The sequence below is a fragment of the Streptomyces sp. NBC_00029 genome, from assembly GCF_045160505.1.
Classification (GTDB): domain Bacteria; phylum Actinomycetota; class Actinomycetes; order Streptomycetales; family Streptomycetaceae; genus Streptomyces.
In genome coordinates this window covers 2,289,064-2,301,845 of sequence record NZ_CP108292.1, presented here as the reverse complement: position 1 = coordinate 2,301,845, position 12,782 = coordinate 2,289,064, and the positions used below count along the sequence as shown (strand labels likewise).

Sequence of the window (12,782 nt, the reverse complement as noted above, 5' to 3'; positions counted from 1 at the left end):
GGGGCAGGGCAGGGCAGGAACAGGGTTTCAGTCACGGCTCAGTTCCGCCTCGGCTTCCGCCAGAGCCGCGAACTCCTCCTCCGGGGCCGAGGCCACCAGGTGGTGCCGACTGTAGATCGCGAAGTAGGCGAGGGCGACGGCGTACACGGCCAGCGCGATGAATGCGGCGTCCTTGTCCACCAGGAAGGTGGCGACGAGGGCCGACAGGGCGAGTACGAAGGCCACCGAGGAGGTCAGGACTCCGCCCGGGGTGCGGTACGGGCGCTCCAGGTCCGGCTCCCGGCGGCGCAGCACGATGTGCGACAGCGCCATCAGGGCGTAGGAGATGGTGGCGCCGAACACCGCGATGTTGAGCATGCGGGCTCCGTCGCCGGTGGCCGCGGCCAGGGCGAAGCCGATCGCGCCGGGGATGACGAGGCCCAGGTACGGGGCCTTGCGCTTCGAGGTGAGCGAGAGGAAGCGGGGCAGGTAGCCGGCCCGGGAGAGCGCGAAGAGCTGGCGCGAGCCCGCGTAGATGAGCGAGAAGAACGAGGCCACCAGGCCGGCCAGGCCGGCGTAGTTCACGAAGCGGCTCAGCGCGGTCGGGCCGCCGTCCCCTTCCAGGGCCACCACCAGCGGGTTGCCGGCGTCCTTGACGGCGTCGGCGCCCTGGGCGCCGGTCGCGGCGAAGAAGGTGATCAGGGCGAGGAGGGCGAGGATGCCCATGGAGATGGACAGGGCCTTCGGCATGGAGCGAACCGGGTCCTTGGCCTCCTCGGCCGCCAGCGGTACGCCCTCCACCCCGAGGAAGAACCACATGCCGAAGGGGAAGGCGGCCCAGATGCCCAGCAGGCCCAGCGGAAGCCAGGAGTTGGAGCCGAAGGCGTTCGCGTCGACGGGGATGTCGTTGAGGCCGGAGGCGTCGAACTCGGTGAAGGCCCCCACCGCGAAGATCAGCAGCGCGGCGACGGCGATCGCGGTCACGACGAGGCTGAAGCGCAGCGCCTCGCCGACGCCCCAGAGGTGGACGCCGATGAAGATGACGAAGCAGCCGAGGTAGACCGGCCAGCTCGAGGTGAGACCGAAGAGGCCGAGGGACTCGACGTAGTCGCCGATGAAGATGACGATCGCGGCCGGGGCCAGGATGTACTCGATCAGGATGGCGGTGCCGGTGAGGAAGCCGCCCCAGGGGCCGAGCGCGCGGCGGGCGAATCCGTAGCCGCCGCCCGCCGTCGGCAGGATCGTGGACAGCTCGGCGAGCGAGAAGACCAGACAGGCGTACATCGCGCCCATCAGGACGGTGGCGATGGCGAGGCCGCCGAAGCCGCCCTTGTCGAGGCCGACGTTCCAGCCGGAGAAGTCCCCGGAGACGACGTAGGCGACGCCGAGGCCGGTGAGGAGCAGCCAGCCGGCGCTGCCGCGGCGCAGCGTCCGGCGCGCGAGGTACTCGTCGGGGCCGTCCCCGCCGTCGGGGGACTTGGTGGGTGCGGGTACGGCGGCGAGCCGTGCCTCGATGTCGTCGGCCATCGTGCGCTCCTGCCTCAGGGCAATGGTTGTGGGGCGTACCTTTGCCTTAGAGGGGCGGAGTGCGCAAGACCTCTGCGTTAAACAGAAGTTACGAATCCCTCCCGGGCCGCTTCCCGGGCCGCTTCCCGGGCCGCTTCCCGGGTCGCCTCCCGGCCCGCCACGGAGCCGCTCAGGCCAGGAAGCCGCGCAGCAGCGCCGCCGTGCCGCAGCAGTGCTCGCGCATGGTCTCGCGGGCCCCGGCCGAATCGCCCGCCAGCACGGCCTCCACCAGCGTGCTGTGCTGCTGCTGGGAGTGCTCCAGGTTCCGCACCAGCAGCGGGATGCAGTCCAGCAGGTCGTTCACGGTGGCCCGGACGGCCGCGTACTGGGCCGTCAGCGTCGCGGAACCGGCCAGTTCGGACAGGGTCAGGTGGAAGAGGGTGTCCTGGCGGCGGTAGTCGGCGAGCGGGGCGTCGTGCGTGGCCGCCAGGGCGCTGAGCAGCCGCTTCGACCCCTCCTCGGTCAGCCCCTGGGAGGCACACAGTCCGGCCGCCCCCACCTCCAGGACCTCGCGGAACCGCAGGGCGTCCTCGATGTCCACCCCCGCCACGCGCCGGCGCAGCTCCTCCTCGGTGCCTCCGGCCGGGGTGTCGGGGCGGGGCAGCACGAACGTTCCGCCGTACCGTCCGCGCCGGGCCTCCACCAGGCCCTGGTCCTGCAGCACCTTCAGCACCTCGCGCAGGGTGACCCGGCTGATCCCCATCCGTTCCGCCAGTTCGCGCTCGGGCGGCAGTCGTTCGCCGCCCGGCACCAGACCCAGCCGGACGACCTGGAGGATCTGCTCCAGCGCCTCCTCGAAACCGTTGCCCGCCCGCACCTGCCGCAGCACGGGATTCAGTCGTGCGACCGCGTCGCCTTCGCTCGCCGTATCGGTCATCTCGGCCCCTCCCCTTCCCAAGCAATGGTTCTATTCAATACCTTAGGCCTCCTCGGCTCACCGAAGGAGAGATTCCAGTGGTAGACCGCAAGCCGCCGCTCGCGCCCGAGGAGCTCCGCTCCCTCGTCGCCAGCGGTGAGATCGACACAGTCGTCCTGGCCTTCCCCGACATGCAGGGGCGGCTCCAGGGCAAGCGGTTCGCCGCACAGTTCTTCCTCGACGAGGTCCTCGAGCACGGTACCGAGGGCTGCAACTACCTCCTCGCCGTCGATACCGACATGAACACCGTCGACGGCTTCGAGATGTCCTCGTGGGACCGGGGCTACGGCGACTTCGCCATGCACCCCGACCTCGCCACCTTGCGCCGCATCCCCTGGAACCCGGGCAGCGCCTTCCTCCTCGCCGACCTCGCCTGGAACGACGGCTCGCCCGTCGTCGCCGCCCCCCGGCAGATCCTGCGCCGCCAGCTGGAGCGCCTCGCCGAGGCCGGGTACACCGCGATGGTCGGCACCGAGCTGGAGTTCATGGTCTTCCAGGACACCTACGAGCAGGCCTGGAACTCCGGCTACCGCGGCCTGACGCCCGCCAACCAGTACAACATCGACTACTCCGTCCTCGGGACCGGCCGCATCGAACCCCTGCTGCGCCGGATCCGCAACGAGATGCAGGCGGCGGGCCTGATCGTCGAGTCGGCCAAGGGGGAGTGCAACCTCGGCCAGCACGAGATCGCCTTCCGCTACGACGAGGCGCTGACCACCTGCGACCAGCACTCCGTCTACAAGACCGGAGCGAAGGAGATCGCCTCCCAGGAAGGTGTCTCGCTCACCTTCATGGCGAAGTTCGACGAGCGCGAGGGCAACTCCTGTCACATCCACCTCTCGCTTGCCGACACCGAGGGACGCAACGCGATGGCCGGGGACGGCCCGGGCGGTATGTCACCGGTGATGCGACACTTCCTGGCCGGCCAGCTGGCCGCGCTGCGCGACTTCTCCCTTCTCTACGCCCCCAACATCAATTCGTACAAGCGTTTCCGGCCGGGATCCTTCGCGCCGACCGCCGTCGCCTGGGGCGTGGACAACCGGACCTGCGCGCTGCGGGTCGTCGGCCACGGCCGGTCCATGCGCTTCGAGAACCGCCTCCCCGGCGGCGACGTCAACCCGTACCTCGCCGTCGCCGGCCTGGTCGCGGCCGGGCTCTACGGCATCGAGAACCGCTTGGAGCTCCCCGAGGCCTGCGCCGGGAACGCGTACACCGCCGACTACGCCCACGTCCCCGCCACCCTGCGCGAGGCCGCCGAGCTCTGGGAGAACAGCGAGATCGCCAAGGCCGCCTTCGGCCCCGAAGTGGTCGCGCACTACCGCAACATGGCCCGCGTGGAACTCGACGCCTACGACTCCGCGGTGACCGACTGGGAGCTGCGCCGCTCCTTCGAACGCCTGTAGCCACCGCACACCACCGAACGAAACTGTGAGGCACCACGTGTCCGATGCGCTGGCCCCCTTCAATCTAAGAGTGTTGAATCCGGCCACCGAGGAAACCGTCGCCATCGTCCCGGCCGCCACACGGGACGATGTCGACGCCGCCGTCGCCCGGGCCGCCGCTGCCCAGCGCGCCTGGGCGGCGGCCGCCCCCGCCGACCGGGCCCGGCTGCTGCGCCGCTTCGCCGCGGTCGTCGACGGCCACATCGAGGAACTGGCACAGCTGGAGGTCCGCGAAGCCGGTCACACCATCGGCAACGCCCGCTGGGAGGCCGGCAACGTACGCGACCTCCTGGACTTCGCCGCCGGGGGAGTGGAACGGCTCTCGGGCCGCCAGATCCCCGTCGCCGGCGGCATCGACATCACCTTCCTCGAACCCCTCGGCGTCATCGGCGTGATCGCCCCGTGGAACTTCCCGATGCCGATCGCAGCCTGGGGCCTGGCCCCGGCCCTCGCCGCCGGCAACGCCGTCATCCTCAAGCCCGCCGAGACCACCCCCCTGACCGCGCTGCGCCTCGCCGAACTCGCCCTCGAGGCCGGGATCCCCGAGCACCTCTTCCAGGTGCTCCCCGGCCGAGGGGACGTCACCGGCGACGCACTCGTCGAACACCCCGGCGTCGCGAAGATCGTCTTCACCGGGTCCACCCGCGTCGGCAAGCAGATCATGGCCAAGTGCGCCGACCGGGTGAAGCGCGTCACCCTCGAACTCGGCGGCAAGAGCCCCAACATCGTCTTCGCCGACGCCGACCTCGAAGCCGCGGCCGCCGCCGCCCCCATGGCCTTCCTCGACAACACCGGCCAGGACTGCTGCGCCCGCACCCGGATCCTCGTACAGCGCTCCGTCTACGACCGCTTCCTGGAGCTCGTCGCCCCCGGCATCGCGGCCGTGACCGTCGGCGACCCGCTCGACGAGAAGACGCAGATGGGCCCGCTGATCTCCCGGACCCAGCTGGAGCGCGTACGGTCCTTCGTCACGGACGACCTCACCGCGATCCGGGGCACCGCCCCCGAGGGCCCCGGCTTCTGGTACCCGCCCACCCTCGTCACGGACGTCGCCCCCACCGCGCCCGTCGCCGCCGAGGAGGTCTTCGGGCCGGTCGCCGTCGTCCTGCCCTTCGAGGACGAGGAGGACGCCGTACGCCTGGCCAACGCGACCGAGTACGGCCTCTCCGGCTCCCTCTGGACCCGCGACATCGGCCGCGCGCTGCGCGTCTCGCGTGCCGTCGCCGCCGGCAACCTGTCCGTCAACTCGCACAGCAGCGTCCGCTACTGGACCCCCTTCGGCGGCTACAAGCAGTCCGGACTCGGCCGCGAGCTCGGACCCGACGCCCTCACCGCTTTCACCGAGACCAAGAACGTCTTCATCAGCACGGAGGCCTGAACCACATGTCGAACGAAGAGATCATCTGCCGCCGCCTGGTCGGCCGCACCGCCGTCATCACCGGAGCCGGCAGCGGCATCGGCCTCGCCACCGCCCGCCGCCTGGCCTCCGAAGGCGCCAACGTGGTCTGCGCGGACATCGACGAGACGGCCGGCAAGGCCGCCGCCGAGGAGGTCGGCGGTCTGTTCGTCAAGGTCGACGTCACCAGCCCCGAGGAGGTCGAGGCGCTCTTCAGGACGGCCTTCGACACCTACGGCTCGGTCGACATCGCCTTCAACAACGCGGGCATCTCGCCCCCGGACGACGACTCCATCCTGACCACCGGCCTGGAGGCCTGGAAGCGCGTCCAGGACGTCAACCTCACCTCCGTCTACCTGTGCTGCAAGGCCGCCCTGCCCTACATGCAGCGCCAGGGCCGCGGCTCCATCATCAACACCGCCTCCTTCGTCGCGATCATGGGCGCCGCCACCTCCCAGATCTCCTACACCGCGTCCAAGGGCGGCGTCCTCGCCATGTCCCGCGAGCTGGGCGTGCAGTTCGCCCGCGAGGGCATCCGCGTCAACGCCCTGTGCCCGGGGCCCGTCAACACCCCCCTGCTGCAGGAACTGTTCGCCAAGGACCCCGAGCGCGCCGCCCGTCGCCTCGTCCACATCCCGCTGGGCCGCTTCGCCGAGCCCACCGAGATCGCGGCCGCCGTCGCCTTCCTCGCCAGCGACGACTCCTCCTTCATCAACGCCACCGACTTCCTCGTCGACGGCGGCATCTCGGGCGCGTACGTGACCCCGCTGTAGGCAGACCCGCACCACCCCTCCGCCCCGGCCGGCCGGGCGCCGCAAGGTGCCCGGCCGTTCCGTTGCCCGTTCCATCCCCCCGAAGGAGCAGCATGCAGAGAAAGTGGGCGGCCCCCCTCGCCCTGATGGCGGTCACCGGATCCGGTCTCCTGCTCGCCCCGCCGGCCCAGGCGGGCCACGCACCCTGCCCCCGGGTCACGGTCGGCCCCGGCTGGTACGGGGACAACCGGGCCCGGCTCCAGCAGCTCTTCGACCAGTACGGCAGCTGCAACCCGTACCGTCCCGGCGGCGCCAGACCCGTCGCCGTTTTCGACTGGGACAACACCGTCGTCAAGAACGACGTCGGCGACGCCACCATGTTCTGGCTCCTGCGCAACGGCCGGATCCGCCAGCCCGCCGCCGGGGACTGGTCCACCACCAGCCGCCACCTCACCCCCGCCGCCACCGGGGCCCTGGCCGACGCCTGCGCCGCCCTCGCCCGCCCCGGCGCGCCCCTGCCCACCGCGACCGCCGCCGGAACCGCCTGCGCCGACGAGATCAACTCCGTCTACGGAAACGCCGCGACCCGCGCCGGCGCCCCCGCCTTCGCCGGCTGGGACCGCCGCACCACCGACCCCTCGTACGCCTGGCTCGCCCAGCTGATGCAGGGCTGGACCGCCCGCGAGATCCGCGGCTTCGCGGCCGCCGCCCGCACCGAGAACCTCGCCGCGCCCGTCGGCGCCACCCAGCAGGTGGGCAGCGGCACCGCCACCGGCTGGGTGCGCTACTACGACCAGCAACGGGACCTGGTCAAGGGCCTCCAGAGGGCCGGCTTCGACGTGTGGATCAGCTCCGCGTCCCCGCAGCCCGTGGTCGAGGTCTGGGCGAAGGACGTCGGCATCAAGGCCGACCGCGTCATCGGCATCCGCAACACCACCACCACCGGCGGCAAGTTCACCCCCCACCTCCAGGGCTGCGGATCCGTCCGGGACGGCGCCGACACGATGATCACCTACATCGACGGCAAGCGCTGCTGGATCAACAAGGAGATCTTCGGCGTCCGCGGCGCGGCCGCCGAGAAGGTCCAGCCCGCCGCCCGCCGCCACGTGTTCGCCGCCGGCGACTCCGACACCGACATCTCGTTCCTGCGCGACGCCACCGCCCTGCGGCTCGTCGTCAACCGCAACAAGAACGAGCTCATGTGCCGGGCGTACGACAACAGCGACGGCCGGTGGATCGTCAACCCCATGTTCATCGAACCGAAGAAGCAGAAGACCGACCCCTACCCGTGCACGACGACCGGCTACGTCGGCCACGACGGCACCAGGGGCCCGGTCCTGCGGGGCGACCACAGCGTCGTCCCCGACCAGACCGACTCCGTCTACTAGAGGAAGGTCCGACCCTCGCCGCGGTAGGTCGGGACGCTCTCGGTGACCCGGTCGCCCTCGATCAGGTGCAGGGTGTCGAACCGCTCGCACAGTTCGCCCGCCTTGGCGTGACGGAACCAGACCCGGTCGCCGATCAGCAGATCGTCGGCCGGGCTCCCCAGCAACGGGGTCTGCACCTCGCCCGCGCCCTCCTGGGGGTCGTAGGCCAGCCCCTGCGGCAGGTACGGCACCGGGAGCCGGTCCGCCCCCGCCGCACCGGACGCCGGGTAGCCGCCCCCGAGCACGGTCACCACACCCACCCCGGGCCTGCGCACCACGGGCTGGGCGAACAGGGCCGCCGGACGCCCGCTGAACGACGTGTAGTTGTCGAAGAGCCGCGGCACGTACAGGCCCGAACCCGCCGCGATCTCGGTCACCGCGTCCTCCGCGGCCGTCTGCTGCACGCTGCCGGTCCCGCCGCCGTTGACGAACTCCAGATCCGGTACGACGGCCCGCACGGCCCGCACCACCTCGGCCCGCCGCGCCGCCAGCTCCCTGCGGGCGGCGCCCTGCATCAGCCGGATCGCCCGGGACCGCAGCGGGCGGCCGGCCAGCGCGTCCCCGACCCCGGCGACATGGCCCTCGTACGCCATCAGCCCCACGACCCGGAACCCGGGCCGCTCGGTCACGGCCCGAGCCAGGGCGGCCAGCTGGGCGGGCTCGCGCAGCGGCGAGCGGCGGGCCCCGATCCGGACCCGGCCACCGAGCAACTGCAGGGCCGTGTCCAGCTCCAGACAGACCCTGACCTCCTCGCCGCCGCCGTCGCGGGCCGCGTCGATCAGGTCCAGCTGCGCCGGATCGTCCACCATCACGGTGACGGCGCCGGCCAGCTTGGCGTCGCCCGCCAGCTCGGCGAACCCGGCGCGGTCGGCGGAGGGATAGGCGAGGAGCACGTCCTCGAAACCGGACCGGGCCAGCCAGAGCGACTCGGCGAGGGTGTACGACATGATCCCGGCGAACCCGGGCCGGGCGAGCACCCGTTCCAGCAGCGCGCGGCACCGGACCGACTTGCTCGCGACCCGGACCGGCTTGCCGGCGGCGCGGCGGACGAGATCGTCGGCATTGGTGTCGAAGGCGTCGAGATCCACGATGGCCAGCGGCGCGTCCAGGTGCGCGGTCGCCCGGTCGTACCGGGCGCGGTCGGTGGCGGGGGAGTTCATGGGTGGCAGCTTGCCAGAGGTCTGTACCGGTGGGTAGTGCTTCTCCGCCCGCCCTTTGCCCGTTTCCCGGGGCACTGCCCCGGACCCCTGCGCCTCAATCGCCGACGGGGCCACAGGCGTCGGCCGACACCTCGGACCGGCAGCGGCCCGGCACCGGAACCCGCCGCGCACCCGCCCCGCGCACCCCCTGCGCCCGACGCCGTAGAGTACGGGCAGGCAGCCGTACGGAACGGGGGGCGGAGCCGCCGGATGACCACGACGACACCGCGGACCTCGATCCTGGGCGAGCCCGAACCGCCCCCGACGCCCCGGCCCCCGCACGGATCCCGCCGCCCCGGACGGGTCCTCGCCGCCGCGCTCTGCGTCCTCCTCGGCGGCGGCCTCGTCGGCGGAGCCGCACTCACCACCTGGGCCGAGCACCGCGCCGCGGGCCGCCCCCTGCCCGCCGACGCCGCCTACCGCAAGGCCGAGTCGCTGTGGCGTGCCGCCCCCGTCGACAGCCTCCTCCCGCCCGTCCTGACCGGCCCCTCCGCCGGCCCCGGCGGAGCCGACCGCACCTGGACCCGGACAGCGCTCGCCCCCGACGCCGAGTGTTCCGCCGCCCTCGCCGCCGACTGGCAGCCCCTGCTGGCCGCCACCGGCTGCACCCGCGTGCTCCGAGCCACCTACACCGACGCCACCCGCAGCTCCCTCATCACCGTCGGCATGGTCTTCACCCCCGCCGACGCCCCTGCGATGGCCGCCCTCAAGGGCCGGATCACCGCCCCGCCGGCCTACGGGTTCGCCGACGCGCAGCGCGCCGCCTGGGCCTCGTCCGTACTCGCCGAGGCCCCCGTCGTCGTCTACACCGTCTCCGCCTTCGCCGACGGCCGCCCCCAGGACGCGCCCCGCCCCGCCGAGGACCTGATGAAGAAGGACGCCACGGGCGCCGCAGCCCAGGCCGGCCTCGGCCACGAGGCCCGGGCGGTCGCCGACCGCATCGGCCACGCCGTCGCCCTGCTCGCCGCCCCGCCCGCCACACCCGCGGCGACCGCCACAGCCGCGCCCACCCCGGAGTCCACCCGATGATCCGCCGGGCCCTCGGGCAGGCGGCCACCGCCCTGCTCGCCGCGACCCTCCTCGTGCCCGCCACCGCGACCCCCGCCGCCGCCGACAACATCCGCGACCGCCAGTGGGGCCTGCTCGCGCTGCGCGCCGAGGAGGCCTGGGGCACCACCCGGGGCGACGGCGTGACGGTCGCCGTCCTCGACACCGGCGTCGACGACGCGCACCCCGACCTCGCCGGTCAGGTCCTGGAGGGCACCGACCTCATCGGCATGGGAGCCGGCCGAGGCGACCGCGCCTGGGCCCGCCACGGCACCGCCATGGCGAGCATCATCGCCGGGCACGGCCACGGCCCCAGCCGCGGCCAGGGCGTCCTCGGCATCGCCCCGCAGGCACGGATCCTGCCCATCCGGGTGATCCTCGAAGAGGGCGACCCGGGCCGTGCCAAGGCCCGCGACAGCAAGGGCGGCGCGCTCGCCGAGGGCATCCGGTGGGCCGCGGACCACGGCGCCGACGTGATCAACCTGTCCCTCGGCGACGACAGCGACTCCGCCCACCACGAGGCGGGCGAGGACGAGGCCGTCCAGTACGCCCTCGCGAAGGGCGTGGTCGTCGTGGCCTCGGCGGGCAACGGCGGGGAGGCGGGCGACCGGGTCTCCTACCCGGCGGCCTATCCGGGGGTCATCGCCGTGACCGCGGTGGACCGCCGCGGCAAGAAGGCCAAGTTCTCCACCCGCAACTGGTACGCCACCGTCAGCGCCCCCGGCGTGGACGTCGTCATCGCGGATCCCGACCGCTCCTACTACGAGGGCTGGGGCACCAGCGCGGCGGCGGCCTTCGTCTCCGGCGCGGTGGCCCTCGTCCGGGCCGCGCACCCGGACCTGTCCCCGGCCCAGATCAAGAAGCTGCTGGAGGCGACCGCCGCAGACTCCCCGGCCGGCGGCCGCGACGACGCCCGCGGACACGGCCTCGTCGATCCCGTCGCAGCCCTCCAGGCCGCCGACACGATGCGCCCGGAGGCCGCGGTGCCCGCGCCCGCGGCGGCCGGGAGCACGTATTTCGGTCCCGGCCCCGAACCGGCCCGCCCACCCGAGCGCGGTGCCCGGCTGGGCGCCCCGGCGGCAGCGGTCGCGGGGGCGGCGCTGCTCGTACTGGCCTCCGTACTGGCACGGCGTCCGCGCCGGGGCACCCGGGGCCGCGGCAAGGACCCGTACGCGGCACAGTAGGGTCGGGTAACTGTGGCGAACATGGCGAACAAGAACATTCCCGACCCGGGCTTCTCCGACGACGACGGCTCGGCCGACCCCCGGCTGACCGCGGCCCTGGCCGCCTGGTCCGAGGACCGGGCGAAGGAGCCGGAGGTGCTGGCCGCGCTGAAGGGCGCCCGCCTCCTCGTCCCGGTGGTCGCGGTACTCGGCGAGGTGGAGACCGACCCGGAGACGGGCCTGAAGCGCGAGAAGACCAGCGACATGGCCGTGCCGACCCTGCGGGCGGGCGACCGGCGGGCCCTGCCCGCCTTCACCTCGACCGCCTCGCTCGCGCTCTGGGACCCCGAGGCCCGGCCGGTGGCCGTCCCGCTGCACCAGGCGCTCGCCGCCGCCGCGCACGAGAAGGCCGACACCGTGGTCCTGGACCTGGCTGGCCCCGTCACCTACCAGCTGACCGGCTCCGCGCTGCTCGCCCTCGCCGAGGGCCGCACCGACGCGGGCCCGCTGGCCGACCCCGCCGTACGGGAGGCCGTACGGGCCGCAGTGGCCGCGGAGCCGGCCGTGCTGCGCGCCCACCTCGGCCCGGGCGGCCCGGACTCCGACGGCACCCTGGCGATCGTGCTGGCCGGGGGTGCGCAGGCGCCCGCGGCGGCCCGGCGCGTCGCCGAGGCGCTGGCGGCGGACACCACCCTGCGGGCCCGGCTGGTCCGCGGCCTGGACCTGGCGCTGCTGCCGCCGGACGCTCCGGCCCCGCCCGGCGAGCCCCTGTTCACCCGCTGACCGCCGCCCCGCCGACCAGGAGCAACCCTGTGAGCGATCTTCTGACCCGGATGCGCGGGGCCGTCCCCGAGAACCGGCCGGGGTGCACCGCGCAGGAGATCATGGCGGCCGATCGCGACTTCGTGGAGGCGGTGACCTTCGCGGATCCGGACGAGCTGCTCGCGGTGCTGCGCCAGGTGATCGCCGAGAACTGGATGGGCCTGGCGCCCTGGGCCCGGAACCTGGCCTACCGGATGGTCTGCCTGCAGCGCCCGGACGACGCGGCCCTGCTGCGCGAGGCCGCCGTCGACCTCTACTCCTTCGGGCCCGACTGGGACGAGGAGGCGGCGGAGCTCGAGCGCCAAGCCGACCTGCTCGACCCGCGGGTCCGACCGTAGGACGGGTCCGCGCACGACTGCGGCCGGTGCACCCCCGAGGGGTGCACCGGCCGCAGTCGTCGGTGGTGGTACTCCGGGACGGGATCAGCCGAAGACGGGACCCGTGAACTTCTCGCCCGGGCCCTGGCCCGGCTCGTCCGGCACGATCGAAGCCTCGCGGAAGGCCAGCTGCAGCGACTTCAGGCCGTCGCGCAGCGGGGCGGCGTGGAAGGAGCTGATCTCGGTGGCGCTCGCGGTGACCAGGCCGGCCAGGGCCGTGATCAGCTTGCGGGCCTCGTCGAGGTCCTTGTGCTCGGAGTCCGGCTTGTCCAGGCCCAGGTTGACCGCCGCGGCGCTCAGCAGGTGCACGGCCACCGTGGTGATCACCTCGACGGCGGGCACGTCCGCGATGTCGCGGGTCATGGTGTCGTAGTCGGGGGCGCCGTCGGCAGCGGGGTCGGTGGGGGGTGTCGCGTCAGTCATGCGCCCCACGATATGCGGTGCGGCGGGCTTGCGGCACGGGTGCTAGTATGTACTTCGACCGGCCGGACACTTCTGTGCCCGGCCCACAAGTGGAGGCTCCGTTCTCCCACCTGACTGCCCTCCGGGGCGGCGGGTCACCGGTCAGGTGGTATCCATCGTTCCGTACGGACGATGGAAAGCTGCCCGATTTTACGCCCCGCGTTGCACGCGGCGGTGTTCCGGTTGTTTTTGGAGCCCCTGCCTGTGCCCGGCGGGGCTTTTTTCATTCTCCCG

The 12,782-nt window shown here is 73.2% G+C and carries 12 protein-coding genes; 8 read left to right on the top strand and 4 right to left on the bottom strand.

The window, feature by feature from the left end:
- Window positions 1-27: 27 nt before the first annotated feature.
- Window positions 28-1,506 (bottom strand): ethanolamine permease, encoded by a 1,479-nt coding sequence (gene eat, locus OG753_RS11120; RefSeq protein WP_327261652.1) that lies wholly within the window; start codon window positions 1,504-1,506, stop codon window positions 28-30.
- Window positions 1,507-1,675: 169 nt separating this feature from the next.
- Window positions 1,676-2,422 carry an FCD domain-containing protein gene (locus tag OG753_RS11115; protein WP_327261651.1) on the bottom strand — a complete coding sequence of 249 codons (747 nt, stop codon included), beginning with the start codon at window positions 2,420-2,422 and terminating at the stop codon, window positions 1,676-1,678.
- 77 nt (window positions 2,423-2,499) lie between these two features.
- Here OG753_RS11115 and OG753_RS11110 point away from each other — a divergent pair, with 77 nt between their 5' ends.
- The 4 genes from OG753_RS11110 (at window position 2,500) to OG753_RS11095 (ending at window position 7,439) form a co-directional block, all read left to right on the top strand.
- Complete coding sequence (locus tag OG753_RS11110) at window positions 2,500-3,864, top strand: glutamine synthetase family protein (protein WP_405788291.1); 1,365 nt, start codon at window positions 2,500-2,502, stop codon at window positions 3,862-3,864.
- A gap of 37 nt (window positions 3,865-3,901) precedes the next feature.
- The gene (locus OG753_RS11105; RefSeq protein ID WP_405788290.1) at window positions 3,902-5,281 is read left to right on the top strand and encodes an aldehyde dehydrogenase family protein; all 1,380 of its coding nucleotides are present in this window, start codon (window positions 3,902-3,904) and stop codon (window positions 5,279-5,281) included.
- Window positions 5,282-5,286: 5 nt separating this feature from the next.
- Window positions 5,287-6,072 (top strand): 3-oxoacyl-ACP reductase, encoded by a 786-nt coding sequence (locus OG753_RS11100; protein WP_405788288.1) that lies wholly within the window; start codon window positions 5,287-5,289, stop codon window positions 6,070-6,072.
- Between the two features lie 92 nt (window positions 6,073-6,164).
- Entirely contained in the window at window positions 6,165-7,439 is a 1,275-nt protein-coding gene (locus OG753_RS11095) for a haloacid dehalogenase-like hydrolase (RefSeq protein ID WP_405788287.1), read from the top strand.
- Here OG753_RS11095 and OG753_RS11090 read toward each other — a convergent pair.
- Window positions 7,436-8,638 carry an amino acid deaminase/aldolase gene (locus tag OG753_RS11090; protein ID WP_327261646.1) on the bottom strand — a complete coding sequence of 401 codons (1,203 nt, stop codon included), beginning with the start codon at window positions 8,636-8,638 and terminating at the stop codon, window positions 7,436-7,438. The two genes, OG753_RS11095 and OG753_RS11090, sit on opposite strands and share 4 nt — an antisense overlap.
- Window positions 8,639-8,887: 249 nt before the next feature.
- Between OG753_RS11090 and OG753_RS11085 the strand changes: the two genes are divergently transcribed.
- The 4 genes from OG753_RS11085 to OG753_RS11070 are packed head-to-tail and all read left to right on the top strand — an operon-like array spanning window position 8,888 to window position 12,047.
- The gene (locus OG753_RS11085) at window positions 8,888-9,706 is read left to right on the top strand and encodes a hypothetical protein (protein WP_405788286.1); all 819 of its coding nucleotides are present in this window, start codon (window positions 8,888-8,890) and stop codon (window positions 9,704-9,706) included.
- Complete coding sequence (gene mycP / locus OG753_RS11080; protein ID WP_405788284.1) at window positions 9,703-10,908, top strand: type VII secretion-associated serine protease mycosin; 1,206 nt, start codon at window positions 9,703-9,705, stop codon at window positions 10,906-10,908. The genes OG753_RS11085 and mycP overlap by 4 nt, the downstream gene beginning before the upstream one ends.
- Before the next feature lie 21 nt (window positions 10,909-10,929).
- Entirely contained in the window at window positions 10,930-11,670 is a 741-nt protein-coding gene (locus OG753_RS11075) for an SseB family protein (protein WP_327261643.1), read from the top strand.
- A 29-nt stretch (window positions 11,671-11,699) separates the two neighbouring features.
- Window positions 11,700-12,047: a hypothetical protein gene (locus OG753_RS11070; RefSeq protein ID WP_405788282.1), complete on the top strand. Its 348-nt coding sequence runs from the start codon at window positions 11,700-11,702 to the stop codon at window positions 12,045-12,047.
- Window positions 12,048-12,131: 84 nt separating this feature from the next.
- Here the strand turns inward: OG753_RS11070 and OG753_RS11065 are convergent, their stop codons facing one another.
- On the bottom strand, window positions 12,132-12,509 hold the full coding sequence (locus tag OG753_RS11065) for a DUF1844 domain-containing protein (RefSeq protein WP_030387119.1): 378 nt from the start codon (window positions 12,507-12,509) through the stop codon (window positions 12,132-12,134).
- Between the last annotated feature and the right edge of the window lie 273 nt (window positions 12,510-12,782).

Coding starts and splice junctions, on each gene's coding strand:
- eat (WP_327261652.1), bottom strand. CDS start 1,506: ATGGCCGACGACATCGAGGCACGGCTCGCCGCCGTACCCGCACCCACC.
- OG753_RS11115 (WP_327261651.1), bottom strand. CDS start 2,422: ATGACCGATACGGCGAGCGAAGGCGACGCGGTCGCACGACTGAATCCC.
- OG753_RS11100 (WP_405788288.1), top strand. CDS start 5,287: ATGTCGAACGAAGAGATCATCTGCCGCCGCCTGGTCGGCCGCACCGCC.
- OG753_RS11095 (WP_405788287.1), top strand. CDS start 6,165: ATGCAGAGAAAGTGGGCGGCCCCCCTCGCCCTGATGGCGGTCACCGGA.
- OG753_RS11090 (WP_327261646.1), bottom strand. CDS start 8,638: ATGAACTCCCCCGCCACCGACCGCGCCCGGTACGACCGGGCGACCGCG.
- OG753_RS11085 (WP_405788286.1), top strand. CDS start 8,888: ATGACCACGACGACACCGCGGACCTCGATCCTGGGCGAGCCCGAACCG.
- mycP (WP_405788284.1), top strand. CDS start 9,703: ATGATCCGCCGGGCCCTCGGGCAGGCGGCCACCGCCCTGCTCGCCGCG.
- OG753_RS11075 (WP_327261643.1), top strand. CDS start 10,930: ATGGCGAACAAGAACATTCCCGACCCGGGCTTCTCCGACGACGACGGC.
- OG753_RS11065 (WP_030387119.1), bottom strand. CDS start 12,509: ATGACTGACGCGACACCCCCCACCGACCCCGCTGCCGACGGCGCCCCC.